This is a genomic window from Planctomicrobium limosum, from assembly GCF_051465645.1.
In the GTDB taxonomy this organism is placed as follows: Bacteria; Planctomycetota; Planctomycetia; order Planctomycetales; family Planctomycetaceae; genus Planctomicrobium.
Genome location: NZ_CP195790.1, coordinates 3,262,383 through 3,280,761, shown reverse-complemented (window position 1 = coordinate 3,280,761; position 18,379 = coordinate 3,262,383). Strand labels below are relative to the sequence as shown.

At 53.3% G+C, this 18,379-nt stretch carries 14 protein-coding genes; 6 read left to right on the top strand and 8 right to left on the bottom strand.

The genetic code is table 11. The features are described 5' to 3' along the window. The first annotated feature begins 94 nt into the window (after positions 1 to 94). The 4 genes from SH527x_RS12295 to SH527x_RS12280 all read left to right on the top strand — a co-directional run bounded on the left by SH527x_RS12295 (position 95) and on the right by SH527x_RS12280 (position 5,435). On the top strand, positions 95 to 469 hold the full coding sequence (locus SH527x_RS12295) for a hypothetical protein (protein WP_437190976.1): 375 nt from the start codon (positions 95 to 97) through the stop codon (positions 467 to 469). 539 nt (positions 470 to 1,008) lie between these two features. Then, positions 1,009 to 1,938, top strand: a complete 930-nt coding sequence (locus tag SH527x_RS12290; RefSeq protein ID WP_437190975.1) for a YybH family protein — start codon at positions 1,009 to 1,011, stop codon at positions 1,936 to 1,938. 227 nt (positions 1,939 to 2,165) lie between these two features. Continuing rightward, positions 2,166 to 4,055: a tetratricopeptide repeat protein gene (locus SH527x_RS12285; protein WP_437190974.1), complete on the top strand. Its 1,890-nt coding sequence runs from the start codon at positions 2,166 to 2,168 to the stop codon at positions 4,053 to 4,055. Positions 4,056 to 4,409: 354 nt separating this feature from the next. Continuing rightward, a complete protein-coding gene (locus tag SH527x_RS12280; protein WP_437190973.1) occupies positions 4,410 to 5,435 on the top strand; it encodes a sugar phosphate isomerase/epimerase family protein in 1,026 nt (341 codons plus the stop codon). Positions 5,436 to 5,576: 141 nt separating this feature from the next. Here SH527x_RS12280 and SH527x_RS12275 read toward each other — a convergent pair whose 3' ends face one another. After that, positions 5,577 to 5,906, bottom strand: coding sequence for a DUF971 domain-containing protein (locus SH527x_RS12275; protein ID WP_437190972.1), 330 nt, complete (start codon positions 5,904 to 5,906; stop codon positions 5,577 to 5,579). Between the two features lie 912 nt (positions 5,907 to 6,818). Here SH527x_RS12275 and SH527x_RS12270 point away from each other — a divergent pair. Further along, positions 6,819 to 9,455 carry an MMPL family transporter gene (locus SH527x_RS12270; RefSeq protein ID WP_437194621.1) on the top strand — a complete coding sequence of 879 codons (2,637 nt, stop codon included), beginning with the start codon at positions 6,819 to 6,821 and terminating at the stop codon, positions 9,453 to 9,455. Here SH527x_RS12270 and asnB read toward each other — a convergent pair. The 4 genes from asnB to SH527x_RS12250 form a co-directional block, all read right to left on the bottom strand. Then, a complete protein-coding gene (gene asnB, locus SH527x_RS12265; protein ID WP_437190971.1) occupies positions 9,450 to 11,399 on the bottom strand; it encodes an asparagine synthase (glutamine-hydrolyzing) in 1,950 nt (649 codons plus the stop codon). The genes SH527x_RS12270 and asnB overlap by 6 nt on opposite strands. A 338-nt stretch (positions 11,400 to 11,737) precedes the next feature. Beyond that, the gene (locus tag SH527x_RS12260) at positions 11,738 to 12,088 is read right to left on the bottom strand and encodes a Flp family type IVb pilin (protein WP_437190970.1); all 351 of its coding nucleotides are present in this window, start codon (positions 12,086 to 12,088) and stop codon (positions 11,738 to 11,740) included. 389 nt (positions 12,089 to 12,477) lie between these two features. Next, positions 12,478 to 12,738, bottom strand: coding sequence for a hypothetical protein (locus tag SH527x_RS12255; protein WP_437190969.1), 261 nt, complete (start codon positions 12,736 to 12,738; stop codon positions 12,478 to 12,480). 214 nt (positions 12,739 to 12,952) lie between these two features. Further along, entirely contained in the window at positions 12,953 to 14,167 is a 1,215-nt protein-coding gene (locus SH527x_RS12250) for a metallophosphoesterase (protein ID WP_437190968.1), read from the bottom strand. A 343-nt stretch (positions 14,168 to 14,510) separates the two neighbouring features. Between SH527x_RS12250 and SH527x_RS12245 the strand changes: the two genes are divergently transcribed. Next, positions 14,511 to 14,885, top strand: coding sequence for a hypothetical protein (locus SH527x_RS12245; protein ID WP_437190967.1), 375 nt, complete (start codon positions 14,511 to 14,513; stop codon positions 14,883 to 14,885). A gap of 44 nt (positions 14,886 to 14,929) precedes the next feature. On the opposite strand, the gene hemW is transcribed toward SH527x_RS12245, so the two are convergent. From hemW to SH527x_RS12230, 3 genes are all read right to left on the bottom strand, one after another. Further along, positions 14,930 to 16,114: a radical SAM family heme chaperone HemW gene (gene hemW / locus SH527x_RS12240; protein WP_437190966.1), complete on the bottom strand. Its 1,185-nt coding sequence runs from the start codon at positions 16,112 to 16,114 to the stop codon at positions 14,930 to 14,932. A gap of 193 nt (positions 16,115 to 16,307) precedes the next feature. Then, positions 16,308 to 17,138: a hypothetical protein gene (locus SH527x_RS12235; protein ID WP_437190965.1), complete on the bottom strand. Its 831-nt coding sequence runs from the start codon at positions 17,136 to 17,138 to the stop codon at positions 16,308 to 16,310. 30 nt (positions 17,139 to 17,168) lie between these two features. Then, positions 17,169 to 18,278: a hypothetical protein gene (locus tag SH527x_RS12230; protein WP_437190964.1), complete on the bottom strand. Its 1,110-nt coding sequence runs from the start codon at positions 18,276 to 18,278 to the stop codon at positions 17,169 to 17,171. Positions 18,279 to 18,379: the final 101 nt, after the last annotated feature.

Sequence of the window (18,379 nt, the reverse complement as noted above, 5' to 3'; positions counted from 1 at the left end):
TTCACTGGGGTGGTCGATATTTCAAATTCGAATCTCCAAGTGGACTGTTCGAAGTGAAACGTCCTCGTCCACCCCGGTATGAAGGGAGTCCACCATGAGTCTGGAACCCGTCCACGATGTCGGCCAGTATGTGGTCTCTCCGGTTGGAAAACTGATCGGAGTCATCGATAAGGAACGGCAGTTTGATGATGTCGTGAAGATCCTCAACAACTCAGGTCATCATGAGATCAACGCGTATCGAGGAGAAGAAGGAATTCATCTCCTCGAACGACTGCATGGATTCTACTTCTCAGACGCTGAAGAACTTGTCTTTCAACGTCATGTCGATGAACTGAAAGAAGGTCATTACATCGTCGCAGTGCATATTCAGTGGCGTGATGCTGAGACCGTGGCCGATTTGATGGCGTCGCATGGAGCCCGATATCTGGTTCACTTTGGATATGCGGCCGTCACCTGGTTACGAAGTTAACTTGGCCTGATCAGCTGGTTGTCGGTGCGGGTTGATGCTGCGTGCCGCAACGAGTGTCGCTAAAGCCACTGTCATCTATGGGTGCAGAACACGCTCTGAAATTTCGCGGCGATTCCTATGCCATATGAATTGGTAGTTGCCATCTTCTGATGGACTGCTTTGCTGATCTGAAAGGTGCCTGCGGTGCTGAATGCTGGCGGACTTCGGGGTGCTGACTACCGTGGGTGTGAGGATTGGTTTGATTTAAGGGAATGTACTGCGGGGTTGGTGTGGGTGGGTTGCGGTGTTTTGGTTCCTGAATGAATCATGTGGATCGCATGATGGCAATGGAATGTGAAATTACACGATGTATATTTTTTTTTGACTGCGACTGAGGTGTTGGCTTTCTGCTGTGTTTGTCTTTCTTGACGGTCGGCTGTCTGTTCTTGTTCGATCGGTCACCGGTGCGAAGCAGAGACTGACAACCTGTTCTCAAAATGTTCTTCTGGCGACATGACAGACGTTGTGTTCGGCCATCAAGTTGCTTCTGGAGCCTGAATATGCTGAATCGTGTTCTTGTGTTGGCTGTCTGCGTTACGGTGTGGGCTCATTTTGAGAGCAGCAGTTACGCAGCAGAAATTGACCAGGCTGCAACGAAAGCTGCCATCGAAAAGACGGTCGAAAAGTATCAGCAGGCGTTTCGTCAAAGCGATGCCAAAGCTCTGACCGCTCTCTTTGCACCAGAAGCTGAGTACGTGTATTCCTCTGGTCTGACCATTCATGGTCGTAAAGAAATTGAAGCCGCATTGACAGGTGTCTTGTCTCGCGAGTCGGAGGGGGAACTGAAGATTGAGATTCAGTCCATCCGGCCGGTTGCAGACGGAGTCGCTGTGGAAGAAGGTACGACATCGTTTGTCACAAAATCGGGACAGACCCTGAACTCAGTGAAATATTTTGCTGTGCATGTTCGTCAGCCTGATCAGAGCTGGTTAATTGCCTATATCCAGGAAGTCGGGGCCTCTGAACCAACAGTTGCTGGGCGATTGCAGGAACTGGCATGGCTCGAAGGGGGATGGCGCGAAGAAGATGGAGCAACGAGCATTACAACGGAATGGAAGCGATCGGAAGACGGCAACTTTTTGATCAGTGAATTCTCTGCTCGCGGGCCAGCTGGTCTCGAATTGAAAGGGACACAACGAATTGGCTGGGATGCCAAGCATAAGACATTTCGATCCTGGGCCTTTGAGTCAACAGGTGGCTTTGCTGAAGGGCTCTGGACTAGAAATCAAGATGGAACATGGTCGGTTGAGTTGACGGGAACAGATGCATCCGGGGCTCCTGTCGCGACCAAATTGACCTATGGGCACGATGGTGCCGATGGACTCGTGATTTCTCGCGAGCGTCTGTCACCGCTTGGTGAAGGTATTCAATCTTCCACGCATCGAGTTGTGCGTCAACCTCCAGCACCAGCCAGCAAAAAAGCACAATAGATCACGTCGGGAATGGGATGGCGAAGTCTCTGTGCGAACAGAGCATTCATACTGCCAGACGTTCCTGAAAGTGATCTCTTGTTCGTGGTGAGTGCATCTTTGAATTGAAATCTTCTGGACTCACATCTTGAGTTCGGCTGCCTGACAGGGCAATGCCGTGATGGCTTGTGAGTTCTCTGATCGCTTTCTGAAATCGATCATCTCCGTCTACATCGAAGGTGGGTGTTATGAATAAATCTCTTATGCATCGCTGGTTCGTGGGGCTCGCCTCTGTGAGTCTGCTGGCGTCTCCCGTTATGGCTCGTGGTTTTGGTGGCGGTGGAGGCGGAGCTAGAGGTGGAGGTGGAGGTGGTGGCTTCCACGGTGGCGGCGGGGGCGGAAACTTCGGCGGTGGAGGCGGTAACTTCGGCGGTGGAGGCGGTAATTTCGGGGATGGATCACGCTCTGGAGGATTCCAGGGGGGAGGCATGTCTGGCGGCTTTGGCGGCGGTGGCATGCAAGGTGGTGGCGGCTTCCAGAGTGGAGGCTTCGGCGGGAGTGGAGGGAGAGACTTTGGTGGCGGAGGAGGCGGCAGCGGCTTTGGGGGAAGTGGCAGTAGAGACGTTGGTGGCGGCAGCGGCTTCGGCGGAAGCGGCAGTAGAGATTTTGGCGGCGGAAGCGGTGGTTTCCCAGGAGCTGGCGGCTCACGTGATGGCGGCAATCTTGGTGGTGGAGATTTCGGGAGAGGTCAGGGGTTCGGGTCGAATCCAGACCGACAGAATCGCCCAGTCCCAGGTGTTGAAGGTGGCCGGCTGCCATTTGATTCCCCAAGAGCACCGGTCGATCCTCTCGCAGGTCGAGACGCCTTTCCGGGCATGAATCCGGGCGGTGAAGGAACTCGTTTACCGAATCGTGGCGAGCCAGGGCAACGCCCAGTTGAGAACCCACTGCGAGGCCCAGATCACCCACCAGGCGAACCAGGACATCCAGCAGGACCGCCTCCAGGTGGCTATCCACCAGGATATCGACCAGGTGGCTACCCGCCACCAGGACCACATGGACCACCACCTCCACCGCCATACCATCAAGGCTGGTATCACGGGTATGCACCAGCCTGGGGGAACGGCCGTTGGGACTATATGTGGGGCAATTATCCAGTTGCGATGGGAGTTGGGGCGACTGTCTGGGGCGTGAACACCGCTTCTTGGATGTTCGGCGTCAGTTCCTACGTCAATCCATATTGTGATGGTCCGGTTTACGTGAATAACCAGCCGATTGTGAATTACTCACAGCCGGTCATTCAGGAGAACAGTGGAACTGCATCCGGATCAGATGGAAGCCAGCAGTCTCAGGCATCGGCTCCACAGTCATCCACCTTGGGAGATCAGGCACGCAAAGCGTTCTATAACGGAAACTACGATGCCGCACTGCAGGCCGTAAATCAGGCATTGGCTTCTGATCCACATGATCGAGCGATCAGTGAGTTTCGCAGCCTGTGCTTGTTTGCTCTCGGGCAGTACCGCGATTCAGCAGCCACGATCCATTCTGTTCTGACGACCGGACCAGGCTGGAACTGGACGACGATGATCAGTCTGTATCCGGACTCCAGCATCTATACCAGCCAGTTGCGATCGCTGGAGCAGTATGTGACGGATCACCCGACAGCGGCCGACGCACAATTCCTGCTGGGCTATCATTACTTCACGGCGGGTTACTCAGACGATGCTGTGATCGCCTGGAAGTCCGTCTTGAAGCTGCAGCCGAACGATGAGTTGGCAGCTGAACTTGTGAAGATGTACTCCTCAGACGCGAAAACTGCTGCGGATCAATCTCAAGCTGCACCTGCAACTCCATCAGGGCCAGCAGTTCCAGTGGAAAGCCTGTACGGAAACTGGACTTCGAAAGCCAGCAATGGAACGTTCTTGCTAAGTCTGAAGGACGATCAGTCTTTCAGCTGGCAGTTCACCAGAGACGGTCAGAACCAGCAAATTTCCGGGACCTTTTCTGTCAGCGGAAATGGGCTGTCATTGCAGCCGCAATCCGGAGATCCGATGCTCAGTACAATTGCTCTGAAGAACGCCCGGACGCTCGACCTGACGCCGATTGGTGACAGCAAGTCGATGGTGTTCAACAAGTAGAAATTCAGCAGCCCCGGGATCAACTCGGGATATGCTTTTAAGAAGACCGGGACTGTGGGGAGAAATTCCTGCAGTCCCGGTCTTTTTGGTGCGGATCACTCGCTTCGGCGATTTGTTGTATTTGAAGGAGTTTGAACGAAACGGACATGCATCAACAGGTGTTGAGTCGACAAAACCAGTTCAATTCACGATGCTGGGCGAGCTCAATGACTGTTGATCTGTTGATGTTTGGTACTGCAGAAGTTGTCTGCTCAATCGCATTGCATGCTGAGGGGTGTTGCCGGTTGATTTGGTGACACGCTTCGTCGTCGGCGAGGGCGTATTCATACCTTGGATTGCAAAAGGGATTCACAGATGTCACACGCTTCGCCCAAGCTTCATAACGCTATGTGGCCCGGTTTGGTTGGCAAAGAGCCAAATACAGAGAACCCACCGATTTCTCTGGATCGCATGCTCGAACTGACCGCAGGCGCGAGTGTGAATGGAGTGAAATTTGACGGCATCGATTGCTTCCTGTTTCACCCCCACACCGACCCTGACGCTGATGAAGCGACCCTGAAGGCAATGGCCGACAAGGTTGCTGGCTATGGATTCAAGATCGGTTCGCTCGTCGCACCAGTCTGGCCGGGAACGGTCGGCGATTCTGCAATGGGCTCGGCTGAGTCGCGTCAGAAATTTGTGCTCGCGGTTGAGAAGGCCTGCAAGATTGCCAAGATTCTGAATAAGCACGGGGTGCGCGAGTACGGAGTCATTCGCATTGATTCTGCGGCGGGAGCGGCAGGATGGTTCGACGATCCCGTTGGCAACACCAAGTTGATTGCCGAGACCTGGCGTGAAGCTGGTAAAGTTGCGGCAAGCTATGGCGAACGGCTCGCGGCGGAAGGCGAAATCTGCTGGGCTGGAATGCATTCATGGAAGGACATGGTCAATCTGCTGGAAGAAACCGGAATGCCGGAGACGGTGGGATTTCAGGCAGACCTGGCACATACCTACCTCTATCTGATGGGCTACAACTCACCAGAGAGCGCACTGCTGCAGTCAGGGTATGCTGACGAAGAGTTCTGGCCGGCATACAAGAAGATGACCGACGCCTTGCGACCATGGACGATCGATTTCCACGTCGCACAGAATGATGGGACGGTGCATGGAACCGGAAGTCACGATAAGACTGGAAAGCACTGTCCAGCTGATGATCCAAACGGCAAACTGGATATCGTGAAGTGTGCGGGATACTGGCTCGAAGGGGCTCAGGAGCGTGGAATTCAACACATCTGCTGGGATGGCTGTATGTTCCCGAATGCGATGCTGGAGACGCAGCAGACCTGGAATACGATCCTCGACACCATGATCAAGGTTCGCAATGCTCATGGTTGGAACTGATTCCAACGGCACTCATTCATCTCAGAGATGGATCTGCTGAAAAATAAAAAGCCGGGCTCCACAAAATTTGGAGTCCGGCTTTTTTGTTGACTTCATCGACCTGATGTCACGGCGAAAATATCTGACTCTGTGCTCGCTGGTCTATGCCTGACTTGAGGCCTGCAGCACTTCCGGGTCGTTTGAAAGCAGATCGAAGAGTTCCCAGGAATAGAGCCCTGTCGAGTGGCCATCATTCCATTGAATCTTCAGTGCGTAGTTCCCGCTGAACTCGACACCAGCAGGTTGAATGGTGTCGGATACAGAGTTCACATCCAGAATTCGTTCCCCGGTGAACTCATTCACGCAACCGGCGCAAGGGCAGGCGCATCGCAAGAATTTGAATGGATAGCGGCGAACGACACCCGGCTCCCAGATGATCTCGAAGACTCCCTCCGCGCGAATTGCCCGAATTTGTTGCGGTGCTTGAGTCATTTGAGTCCTCTGTGAACAAGTGATTCTGATTTCTGAGCGATCGTGTGCTACGTGAAGCGAGATGGTTGCATCTGTGTCATACGATCGTGGCATTCAGTGGCTCAGGCAACCCCGTGTTCTGGCGTTTTGAACGGAGGGCGAGCCACGTCGCAAACGTTAAGCTGCGAAGGTGGCAAAAGACAAGGGTGATGCCCCGGCTGGGAGGTCAGAAGAGTTGCTGTTTGGAGGTTAGGGCAGGCTCCCAAGAACAGTCTTTCCAACGTCGGCCGATTCGTGATAAAGAGTCGTTTTTGCGGCAGAAATGCAACGGTTTGGTTTAGTCTACGTAGTTTGCGTAGTCTGTGTGATCCTTGGAAGGTTCTGTTAAGAAACGAACTCCTAATGTTGATTGACCGCACAGAATTCCCGCGTTAGGGTCGATACTCTTGTATTGATGAGTGGACCATGAATTTTCTCTGAAATTTTGTGGCGAACTGATTAACATGGGACGCCTGAGACCAGTTGTATGATTACGATTTGCTCGAATGCCACGAGTCAATCGAAAGAACAACAGGTCGAACCTGCGACTTTGCGAACTGAGTGCGGTCTGAACCTTCATGTCACAGATTCACAGTCCTGTATTTGCCGGCAGATGTCCTGCAAGACCTGATTGTGAATTCGGTGAGTACGAAGGGACAGCATTTGAGAGTAACCTTGCCACTAGATGCATACCTCATCGACGTAAGCAGGGTTCGAAACGGTTGCCACCTTGAGAAACTGGTGGTCGTTCAACTGGTGTCGGTACAGGCATCTGATTTGAATGAATCACAACGTGCCAATGGTCTGTGACATGTATTCGATGTGTGAATGGTTTTGATTCAAATCGATTGCCTGTGTTCTGCCGGTAATTCTTCTGAACGTTAGTTCTGCGTGATGTACCGACACCTCGGAAAATTTGTTGCTCGTTACCCTATCCCCTGGATGGCGGTCTGGATCCTTTTCGCAATCGTTGCCATCGCAACCGCGCCTCCCCAGGAAGCGGTCTGGCAAGATGGGGAGATGGACTTTCTCCCGAAGGATTCGCCCAGTGTGCGCGCGGTTAATACCTACCGCGATGCATTTCAGGCGTCCGTCCAGAATGCAGATGAGAATGACACTGTTGGAACCTCGGTTCAGCAGGATCCGCTCGGTAGTAATGTCGTCATCGTTCTGCAGCGTGAAGATCGCCCCTCTGGGTTAACTCCTGAAGATGAGGAGTTTATTAAGGGAGATCTGACTGCGCAGTTGTTGCACCTGAAGGAAACGACTCCCAAAGGGTACAACTGGAACGAAAAAGTCGAAGCAAGTCTCGACACGGTTCTGCCTGCCGATGAACAGGTCATCAAGTCGATCGTGACGATGGCTGATGAGCGAATCGGTCCGCTGCTGACCAGCAGTGACAATAAGGCAACTCTTGTCGTTCTCGAACTCAATACCGAGTTTTTGGAACGTCAGAATCGGCTTGTGGTTGGCCGTATTGAGCACCTTGTCAATTCCTCGGAAGTACAGGAAAAACGCCCACTGGGATTGTCCCTGTCACTGAGCGGCTCTGCGACTGTAGGTCGCGACATGCTGCGTGCCGAACAGGAAAGCGCCAGTCGTACCGAGCAGTTCACGAAACTGCTGGTCATTACGCTCTTGCTCCTGATTTACCGAGCCCCACTGCTGGCTCTTGTTCCGCTTGTCACCGTGGGGATTTCGGTTGAACTCTCCAAGGCGCTTCTGCGACTGATGGCGGGATGGGAATGGATTGGGCTGTTCACTGGTCTCGATGTCTATGTCACAGTTGTTGTGTACGGGGCCGGGGTCGATTACTGCCTGTTTTTGATTGCCAGATATAAAGAAGAACTTGACGGCGGGCTCTCGCATAAAGACGCCCTGTCGCTATCGATTGAGAAGGTCGGTGCGGCCCTCGCGACCAGTGCTGGAACCAGTATTGTCGGGATCGGGATGATGGGCTTCTCCGAATTCGGAAAGTTCCGTCAGGCAGGTTTTGCGATTTCCTTCGGTCTCGGTGTTGTTCTCTGCTTCGCACTGACATTTACCCCTGCCTTCCTGTTGCTGTTCGGGAAGTGGGCGTTCTGGCCGGATGTTCGTTCAAACGATGTCGGTAAGAAATCCGGATGGCTGCCAAGTACGAGCCTCTGGGGGAAGCTGACGGGTTTTCGGATTCAGAATATCTGGGATCTGACAGCAAAAGTGATTCGCCATCGGCCGGCGACGGTGTTTGCGGTTTCGATTGCCCTGATGATGCCGCTCGCGGTCACAGGTATTCTCTGTCAGGAAAATCTGAGTTACGGATTGTTGACCGACCTGCCACAGGATGAACCAAGTGTGGTCGGTGCCAAAGCTGTTCAGAAGCATTATCCGTCGGGGGTGACTGGCCCACATACGATCTTCGTGCAGTTTCCCAAAGATGTCCTGCTCGATGCGTTTGATGGAACGGACCTGTCGAATGCCAGGACGTCAGAGAAACTCAGTGATGCCATCACGACGAATCTGATGGAGGAAGAGATCCGTCTGGATGGATTGAAAAGTGATAATCCTCTGGAGAAGTCCATTGGGATTGAAGATATCCGCAGTCAGGCGCAACCGTTGGGGAATAACCCCAAGGCACTTGCTTATCTCAAGCGTCTGCCACTGCGTATGCAAGGGGCTAAGAGAACCTTTGCCCATCGTACCTACACTGGTTTGAATGGTGAGCTTGCTGGTCAGGTCATGCGGCTGGATGTCATCCTGGATGACGACCCGTTTTCGCGTCACGCCATTCAGACGTTGACCCGATTGGAAACTGCGGTTCGAAACTCGATCTTCTTCTCACCGGATTCAGATATTCCGATTGAGAAGCAGGCGGCACTTCGTAACTCTGCTGAGATCTATTCCCTCGGGACAACAGCGGCGATTCGCGACCTGAAGACGGTCACCGATCACGACCGGATTCAGATCGATATCCTGGTGACTGTTGCCGTCTATATCGTGATTGTGATGCTGTTGCGGCAGCCAGAGATCTGTGCTTACCTCATTGTCAGCGTGGTGTTCAGTTACCTCGTGACTCTTGGGGCGACATTTGTCTTCTTCTATCTCCGTGACCCGGCTGGATTCACAGGGATTGACTGGAAGGTTCCGGTCTATCTGTTCACAATTTTGATTGCCATCGGGGAAGACTACAACATTCTGTTGATGGCTCGTGTGACGGAAGAGCAGGAAACCCACGGCAATGTCGATGGGGTGCTACATGCTCTTACCAAGACTGGTGGAATCATCTCCAGTTGCGGTGTGATCATGGCAGGGACCTTCTTTACGCTGATGGCGGGGTCGCTGCTGGGGATGGTTCAGATGGGCTTCGCACTCGGGTTCGGCGTGTTGCTCGATACCTTTATCGTGCGTCCGATTCTTGTTCCGTCCTACCTGATTCTGCTGTATAGCGGGCGATTTGGTCGGTTCGGACGCTTCCTGGGAGCACCTGAAATGGTTCTTCCACCGTTCAATACTGTCCCGGAAGAAGAACTGGTTGAATCCGGTCGTTCATAACGACGTTGGAGCTGTCATTGGAGGGATGGCATCGACATAGGTTCGGTGCCACAACTCCAGGCAGAGCAGGTTCCATAACCTGTACGCATGATCCCAGCGTTCGGTTAGATGCTCGTTGATTAGCCGTTCAACCGCTTCTTTTCTGAAAATTCCCCTCTGGAGGCTGCGTTCAGAGAGTAACAACTCTCGAAGCATGTCTCGGTATTCGTTGCGCATCCAGTGATCAATTGGCACACCGAATCCCATCTTCGGTCGATTCTGGATTGAAGTCGGAAGCAGATCTCGGAAGGTTTCAATCAGAATCTTCTTGCCCTGCCCCGGCTGGAATTTCAATTCGATCGGCATGCGTGCCGCGAGTTCTGCGACGCGATGATCCATGAAGGGACTTCTGGCTTCGAGCCCGTAAGCCATACTGGCGATGTCGACTTTGGTCAGGATGTCGCATGGTAGATATGTCTGCACATCAACGCTCGTTGTCCGCGTGACAAAATCGCGTTGAGGGCATTGCTGATAGGCATCCAGAATGAAGTTTCCGCTATCGAACCCGCCAAGCTGGTTCGAGAACTCCGGGGTGTAGAGTTCGTTACGAAGTTGCTGATCGAAGATTCCGATCCACCGGAGATAGCGACGTTCAGGCGACTGGCTCAGCGCTTCGATAAATCTCTTACCGCGACGCCCCCAGGCTCCCTGTTTGGTTGAGGTCGGGATTCTCTGCCACATGCGCCATCCGAGCATCGCTTTCAGCGGAGCTGGTAACCAGTCTGCGCGACCAGCGAGATGCACTGCCTGATAACGGGAGTAACCGGCGAACAGTTCGTCCCCACCGTCTCCTGAAAGTGACACCTTCACAACCTGACGAGTAACGTCTGAAAGGTACATCGTCGGGATCGCGGAACTGTCCCCGAACGGTTCGTCATAATGCCAGATGAGCTTCGGTAGCATTTCCAGAGCACTCGGCTCAACGAGATACTCGTGGTGCTCTGTTTTAAGATGTGCGGCCGCTTGTCTCGCATAGCTGCGTTCATCGTATTCCTTGATGGGGAACCCGATGGAGAAGGTATGGATTGGTCGGTCAGAGAGACTCTGCATCAACCCTGCGATGATTGTGGAGTCGACCCCTCCGGAGAGAAATGCTCCGATTGGAACATCGGATCGCATCCGCAGTCGCACGGCTTCTGTCAGTGTTTCGCGGAGTTCCTTTCGCCAGTCCTCTTCCGACATCGGCTTGGTCGAGACGGTGGAATAAGGAGCTTCCCAGTAACGGGATACGGTCACTTCGCCTGCCTCCCAGACGGCGACATGGGCCGGGGGAAGCTTGTGAATTCCTTCAAAGATCGAGTGCGGGTGAGGGATGTATTGGTACGTCAGAAACAGGTCGATCGACTTCGGATTGACCTGACGAGTGACACCTGGTGCTTGAAGCAAGGCTTTGAGTTCACTCGCGAACAGCAGTTGCGTTCCGGTGTTGCGGTAGATGAGCGGTTTCTGGCCCATCCGGTCTCTGGCAAGAAGCAATCTTCCGTGACGATTGTCCCAGACGGCGAAGGCAAACATGCCTCGCATTTTCTCGACACAGCGCTGGCCGAACTCTTCGTAAAGGTGAACGATGACTTCAGTGTCAGACGATGTTGAAAAGCGGTGGCCACGGGAGATTAACTCGTCACGCAGTTCGCGGTAGTTGTAGATCTCTCCGTTGAAGATCGTCCAGACGGTGCCGTCTTCGTTTGAAAGTGGCTGATGCCCGCCGGCGAGGTCAATGATCGACAGGCGGCGATGCCCCAGGGCACATTGGGAAGGGGATGAGTTTCCTTCCAGTTCAGAAGAGAAAAACATCCCGACATCATCTGGGCCACGATGCTGGATTGCCGTTGTCATGTGTGAGAGGACAGAGCGGTCGATTGCCGCATCCAGACGGTTCCAAACGGCTCCAGCGATTCCACACATGAATTTTTGCGTTCCGCAGATTCTGGCACGAAGTGGGGACAGTCATCTCAGTCTGACGTGTCCTTCAGGGTAACCAGTGGTGGCCGGTGATGTCACCTGTTCCGTTAGGCCGCACATGATTTTGTGAGGGAAGTCTTCCGGTTGTCGTGCCATCAGCAATGTTTCGAGCAGAGTTCTGGTCGGTGTTTTGTCTACCGAGGTTGCCACGTCGCAGTCTCAGAAGCGAAGCCAGTGTTTGTGGCGATGAAATAGAAAAACCCCTCACTGGTCTCTCTTCCAGTGAGGGGCAACTCTCTCAACTCACGTGTGCAGCAACTGCATCTCAAGCGTGAATTCGATTATTTGTGGCCGTGGTGGCCGCCTTTGCTGCCTTCTGATGTCGGGCCATCGCAACCCAACTGGCACTGGTTGTTGTCACAGCTATCGGTAGTGTCGTTGAATGAAGAGCCGACTGTACGGGACTTGATGTGTCCACCTTGTTTGACGGCGGTGAAGCCGGTGTAAGTGTAACTTTGGTTCAATGACCCAATGCTTTCTGCAACGTCATTCAGTTCCTGAACAACGGCGTACTGAATTTCGCTCAGCCCGACGATGAGTCCGATGACAAGCAACGTGGCGACGAGAATCAATTCTGCAGAAACGATGAAACCAGATTCATCATTGAGCAATGCTACGACTGTGTTCTTCATTGTGATTTCCTCTGTGCGATCCCTGTGTGTTGAGAGCAACATGCAAGCTGCGCGACAGACTGGTGCCGTAAAGGAATTGAGCGCAGATCAGCATGAAGCACTCACCTTCAGTCCAGCGGTCGAGCTAACTGCTCTTGAGAGCGGTTGCTGCCGGTCGTTGCACAATCAGTGAGTTGACCGGAACGAGAACACCCTGCCGAGGTGTTGTCTCGATGCCAATGAGTAAAAGCAGCTGGCGTGCCAGAGTGTTTTGTTGCGAGTCCTCGGGTCGGCGCAACGCGATTGCACGAAAACGGTTGTGCCTATTGCTTGCGATTTGGGTGCCGCAAGAAAGAAAGCGGCGCGCAAAGAAATTCAAACAGTTCGACAACAACAAGTGTCAACTGCTTCTAGCGCAGCAACGATCCCGGCGATGGACTCAAGTGAGCGAGCCGACGCAGGGAGTCCGATGACGTCAGCGTCTCGGAATTGAAAACCTGAGTCGGAGTTCGGCAGTCCGACTCAGGTATTGGGATCGCAATCATTGCAGAGGACTGGATTGCTGAGACCCAGACAACAACGATCACGTTGTAGAAAAACAGCAGAAAGAGTGCCTGTTCCCGGGAAACAACATCGAGAATTGAAAGGCGGGAAGTGTGAATGTCGTGCAACTGATTTCAGGCCAATGGCTTATGTGGAATTTGGAATCCTTTGGCCATTCGGCTGCGGTGGCGATCAGGCTTTGTTTGGCGTCAGCTTTGATTCAGTGTCTTAACGTCTTGTTAAATCGCGGTGGTCGCGATGTCGCTCTGATGCAACGTTGAAGTGCCGGTCACAGAGATGATGGCTTACCGAAGCTTGCCGAATGTGCTTTCAACTGCGACTTCAGTGGTGAGACATCGAGTTCGAGTTGCTTGCAGACTTGAGCGTCAAACGCGTGACTTCCGGGAGACAGCGGAACCGCAATGGGTGGATTCCAGCCAGTCCGCGTGAGACGTGCATGAAAGTCGAATCGGCCCAGAATGTTCCTGAGGCATACTTACAGCCATAAATACTGGGCGCGAATACTGGCCCAAGGCCGGGGAGCCGAACTTGCCCTCCGTGATTGTGTCCGGCGAGGACTAGGTCGATTCCGTCGCGGCACGCTCTGGGGAAATTGTCTGGTGTGTGACTGAGTAAGAGTCGAAACCCCTCCGTTTTCGGGAAGGTTGGATGTGTTCCCATCCACGGAGTTTCGTCCCCACCGACGATCAGTGTTTTTTCGAGCACAGATTCTGTGATGGCCGTCGATGCAACATCGGTCCAACCCAGATCTTTCAGGCATTGACGCGTTGCATCTGTGTCGCCATACCAGTCGTGGTTGCCGAGGATATAGAACTTTCCGAAGCGGGCGTTGAGCTTTCCCAGTGTCTCGGGAATCCATTCTATAAGGGCTGCGTTGTCAATTAGATCGCCAGAAAAGCAGATCAGATCGACAGGCTCTTTTTGAAGCAATGCTGTGACAGATTCAAAGTATTCCCGGCTGATTGTTCCGGAAAAGTGCCAGTCCGAAAGATGAAGAACGACGAGGCCATCCCACTCGCTGGGGAGGTTCGGCAAGACGATCGTTTTTTCAGTCAGCTCAACCTGATACTGCTCGTTCCATGGGAGTTTCGCCAGCATCAGATAAGGACCATTGGCAATTGGTTTGCTTCCCAGTTGTGCAGCAATGTCAACGTGTGTCCTCTTCTCCTCAACCAGTTGGCGAGGAGCGGGTAGGAAGTTGTGACGAATGACCTTATGTAACAGCCCGAGAAAGCCAACACTGCAAAGAGTGACGATGACTCTCCAGGTCCAGTTCAATTCTGCCCAACTTCCCCCTTGCAGCAGTTGTGGGCCATTCAATCCGACAAACCATGTCAGAAGAAATGGAAAGCTGACGACGGCCAGATCCTGAATATGGCGAATCGGTTTCAGGATTGAATTTGACCACGGTAATCCATGCAGGCGGTTGATGACTGCAATCCAGATGGCTGTGTGTCCGAGGGTCAGCAATAGAAAGAGGCCAGCGTTGGTCCAATTGATCGCGTCGAAGAAGGTTGATGTCGATTGCCAGTTCATTAGTGTGGGAACTTTACTTTATCGTTTTCAAGCCCATCTGTGGTGCGCTATCATGTCAGGTTGCATCTCACGAGCAGGAGATCCATCCTCGGTGGGAGAAGCAAGCGTAATCCGGCATGAGCAAAGTCAACAAGCGATCTTTCATCTGAATTCCCGCATTGCAGGCACTTCCTCAACAATCTGAGTTGTTTTTTGTGGGGAGTTCGGCAGAACGTGTTTGTCAGGAGATTTTCGTCATGTTGAATTGCTCTGGATTCTGGAATCGCTTGAGTGTTTGCGTTGCGGAGTCGTTTTGAAATCGTCTGAATCCATCGCCGATCAGACGAGATCCCGGGAGTACAGCATGAGTGAAGAACAGAAGCCGCAGCCAACAGTGTTTGTCCTGTGCAAAGACCTTTTCTTTTCGAGTCAGTTGCACGGAGCAGTGCAACGGGCGGGGCTGGTTGGGCGCACCTGTCTGTCCACGGCGGGGTGTCTTGAGCAATTGAAGGCCGGGACCGCTCGCGACGTCATTGTTGATTTGGAGCAGGTGAGTGCGGAAGATTTGCACGCGCTTCGGGCAGCTGCTCCCAGTCCATGTCGCCTGACAGTATTTGGCCCGCACGTCAAAGTTGATCTGTTTGAAGTGGCCAAGTCCATTGGCTGCGATGCCATCCTGACTCGCGGGCAAGCCTCCTCAAAGCTGGATGCGATGCTGAAGCAATGGAATGCGTCGTAAATATGCAACAGTTGCTGCGAGGCTGGGCCATGAATCGGTATGGTCTAAAAGAATTCTGACATCACGGTGTCGGCAAGAAATCGGCCTTCCGGCGTGAGGCGGATGAACCCGTTGTCGCATTCGAGGAGTTTGGAGGCGATCAGCCGATCAAACTCCTCGGGAGCCAGATCTCGCACCGATTGCTGATATCGGGTCGCAAAGGCTTCAAGGTTGATTCCCTCAATCTGCCGTAACCCGACCATGATGGCCTCTCTCGCAAGAAGGTCAGGGGAGAGTTGATCAACATCCTGAACCGGCGACTGCCCGTTTCGAAGCCGCTGAATCCAGCCGATCACACTCTGGTGGTTTTTATTCCGTGTCCCGTTGATGAATTCGGCCGCACCGGGGCCAAAGCCGAAGAACGATTCGCCGCGCCAGTAAACCTGATTATGGCGGCACTCAAAGCCGGGCTTCGCGAAGTTCGAAAGTTCGTATTGTCGGAAGCCCTGGCCAGGGAGGAACGACATCGCTTCCGCGTACATGTCACGTTCGAGTTCTTCCGTGACAGGTTGAATCTGATCTTTCTGAAGTCGAGACCAGAAACTGGTTCCCTTTTCAAATGTCAGGCCATAAGTGGAGATGTGTTGCGGCATCACGCTGACGGCAGCAGAAAGTGTTTCTTTCCATTCCGGCAGCGTTTGATCTGGGACACCGAAGATCAGATCGAGTGATACGTTTTTGAATTGATGCTTCCGCAGGCGTGCAACAACAGACACGACCTCGTCTGGCGAATGGGCTCGTTCAAGGGTCCGCAGGTGCTCAGCCTGAAATGATTGAACTCCCAGACTGACGCGGTTCACGCCGGCGGACTGCATGACTGCCATGCGGTCATCACTCAGGCCGTCAGGGTTGCATTCCATCGAAAACTCGCCGTCGGATTCGAGCGGAAGCCAACTCTTCAGGATGGAAAAAAGGCGTTCCATCTGCGCGGCCGGCAAATAGCTGGGAGTCCCTCCGCCAAGGAATAATGTGCGGACAGGATGTGGCGCTGGCAGCTTGCTTTGCAGTTCAAGTTCAAGGCAATCCAGATAGGTGTCCATCAGGTCGTCGCGGCCGGCGATGACCGTGAAGTCGCAGTATCCGCAGCGATGGATGCAGAATGGGACATGGACGTATGCGGCATGAACTTCCGCGAATGGGGACGCGGATTGCCGGTCAGAAACGAACATCAATGGAAACGATTCTGTCACAAAAAATTCTAACGAGAATGGGATCAGAGAACCGGCTGGGCTTCAGGGGTGACTCTGTTCCATTGGGGAACTGCGATTGAATTGGAAATCGTTATGCCCAAGAGACAGCTCTATCATACGCGCCGCAGTGGATTGATTGACAGGGGATCAGGCCGAAAGGGTTTGTTCGCAGGAATGTCGGCGTCGTTGTGAATCAAGAGTCGCTGGCAACATCGATTCTTTCAGAAAGCGACGGATTGGGCGACGAACGCAGCAGTCCAGTGCTTGCGATTCTTAATCCGATATTCTCGCAGACGGCATCAGAGATCGCTTCGGCGGATGTCGGGCAAGATAGCAATAACGGGGCAATGTGTCGTTGAACGAAAGGACGAGCCGTGAATCCAAAGTGTCCACCAAAATTCCAGTCACGGAAGTAGGCTCGCCGGTACGGACATGCTTCAAACCGCTCCTGATCTTCTCGTGTCAGGTCCTGTTCGGATGAGCCGAGCATGCCAGCACTGGGGGAGTGGCGTCCATCGACGGTTCCTGCCAAGGTGGTGATGAGTCCTAGAAACAGGCAGTCACCCCAGGAGGAAAAACTCCAGATTTTGCGGTCAACATGGCGTAACGCTTGTTTGAGAGAGTAGCCAGGTGACAGAGCCGACCCGAGCAGGATTGCTCCTGAGATGGAACTGCTAAGGGGCATTCGCTCAAGAGTTTCGACTGTGAGAGCCGCACCGCCGGAGTGCCCGATGAGGTAGACCGGGCGATTGGGCCACTTCTGTTGATAGGTGGAAATCTTTGAAGCAATCGTGGCCGCCTGACGTTCGTGCAAGCCGCGAGACCGCAGGTTATACAGCAGCATGGGGCATTTGCAGATGCGCCACGTCCAGTCATGAATTTCAATGCCGAATGGAACACCTGCTGCGGCCAGTCCCCAGGCGACGTTCTTGTTAAACCGACTTCTGCCTTCGATGCCAGGAAGAATGATGACGTACCCTTTGTCGAAGCGTTCGTCAGTCTGGAGTGATTTCAGATTCTTCATCTCACACCCGTTTTAGAATTCCGTTCATCATCATTCGACAGGAGTCGCCGTCGACCACCAGGTTCGGCACCGTACCGGGATTTGGTCAAGTTCTGCAGGTGAGAGTGGAATTGCATCGGCTGCCGGTGGCTGATCGGCATGGTACCAGCCTCCGAGGGTCTTGTTTGAGTCTGTGTTGAAGGCTCCGAGTCGTTTGGCCCATTCGAGTGTCATTCGTCCCATGGTCCAGCGTGCGTTAATATCCTGAACGGGGCGTACTGCGAGGTTCTCTTCGTTCCAGTAAAGCATGGCATCAATCCCTACTGGCCCAAAATATCCCGTCTCGGCAATACGTTCGACAGCTGATCTCTGGACGCTCAGTATATTTTCTCGCGCTGCCTGGTTGATCTCAACACCAATCAGGCAGTTTCCGCGATATCGGCCTTGTTCATCGGTCAAAAGCCGCGTCATGCCCAGCAGATTGATCTGTGAGGCACCCGTCTCATCCGGTGGTGTGATTTCCCATTGGCAACCGACCTCAAAATGACGCCGCAAGAGTGGTTCAACAACAACTGATCCACCGCGCGAGAGCATGTGTAGGACGGTGCCGAATTGTCCTTCTGTCAGAAAGGGGGAGTTCCCGCGAATCTGTCCGCGACCTGCCTGACCAAGATTGGGTTTTAAGACCCATCCGCCGGATTGCTGATAGTTTTTTTGAATGACCGGCATCAGTTCAGGGAGCGAGGTGACGATTGCTTCGCCGGGTAAAGCACATTGCAATTCAGTGCTGATCTCATGTGAGAAGATTCGTGAGTTCACTTGCCAAACGATCTCCTGAGGCGGCGCTTGGATGGCAATGTCTAAACGTTGCGCGAGCTTTCGAACGGCTGGGGTCCAGCCCCAGGGAACGATCTCTGTTGCCTGTGAGTCTTGAAGTGCATCAGGAGAGACAATTCTCGGGAGACGGCAGCCCAGAGATTTCATCGTGTTCAGGTAGTCGTCTGGAAATGGGCAAGCCGACAGGATTTCGTCATCGGGATTCGTCATTGCGAGCCAGATGCATCCCAGTTCCGCCTCGAATCGGGCAATCGATCGACTCGGAGAGAACCCGGCATCCTGTGCCTGCTCAAATGAGAAATTTCCAACGAAAAGACGGGACATAGAGTTGCGATCAGGGAGACAGGGGAAACAACCTGGGATTCAACTGCTCAGGCGTTCTGAAATAAGGGATCGAATTTATGAAAGCTGGAGGAACATTCCGG

Bases quoted from the DNA above. Each gene is read 5' to 3' on its own strand.
- SH527x_RS12295 (WP_437190976.1), top strand. From the start codon at position 95: ATGAGTCTGGAACCCGTCCACGATGTCGGCCAGTATGTGGTCTCTCCG.
- SH527x_RS12290 (WP_437190975.1), top strand. From the start codon at position 1,009: ATGCTGAATCGTGTTCTTGTGTTGGCTGTCTGCGTTACGGTGTGGGCT.
- SH527x_RS12285 (WP_437190974.1), top strand. From the start codon at position 2,166: ATGAATAAATCTCTTATGCATCGCTGGTTCGTGGGGCTCGCCTCTGTG.
- SH527x_RS12280 (WP_437190973.1), top strand. From the start codon at position 4,410: ATGTCACACGCTTCGCCCAAGCTTCATAACGCTATGTGGCCCGGTTTG.
- SH527x_RS12275 (WP_437190972.1), bottom strand. From the start codon at position 5,906: ATGACTCAAGCACCGCAACAAATTCGGGCAATTCGCGCGGAGGGAGTC.
- SH527x_RS12270 (WP_437194621.1), top strand. From the start codon at position 6,819: ATGTACCGACACCTCGGAAAATTTGTTGCTCGTTACCCTATCCCCTGG.
- asnB (WP_437190971.1), bottom strand. From the start codon at position 11,399: ATGTGTGGAATCGCTGGAGCCGTTTGGAACCGTCTGGATGCGGCAATC.
- SH527x_RS12260 (WP_437190970.1), bottom strand. From the start codon at position 12,088: ATGAAGAACACAGTCGTAGCATTGCTCAATGATGAATCTGGTTTCATC.
- SH527x_RS12250 (WP_437190968.1), bottom strand. From the start codon at position 14,167: ATGAACTGGCAATCGACATCAACCTTCTTCGACGCGATCAATTGGACC.
- SH527x_RS12245 (WP_437190967.1), top strand. From the start codon at position 14,511: ATGAGTGAAGAACAGAAGCCGCAGCCAACAGTGTTTGTCCTGTGCAAA.
- SH527x_RS12235 (WP_437190965.1), bottom strand. From the start codon at position 17,138: ATGAAGAATCTGAAATCACTCCAGACTGACGAACGCTTCGACAAAGGG.
- SH527x_RS12230 (WP_437190964.1), bottom strand. From the start codon at position 18,278: ATGTCCCGTCTTTTCGTTGGAAATTTCTCATTTGAGCAGGCACAGGAT.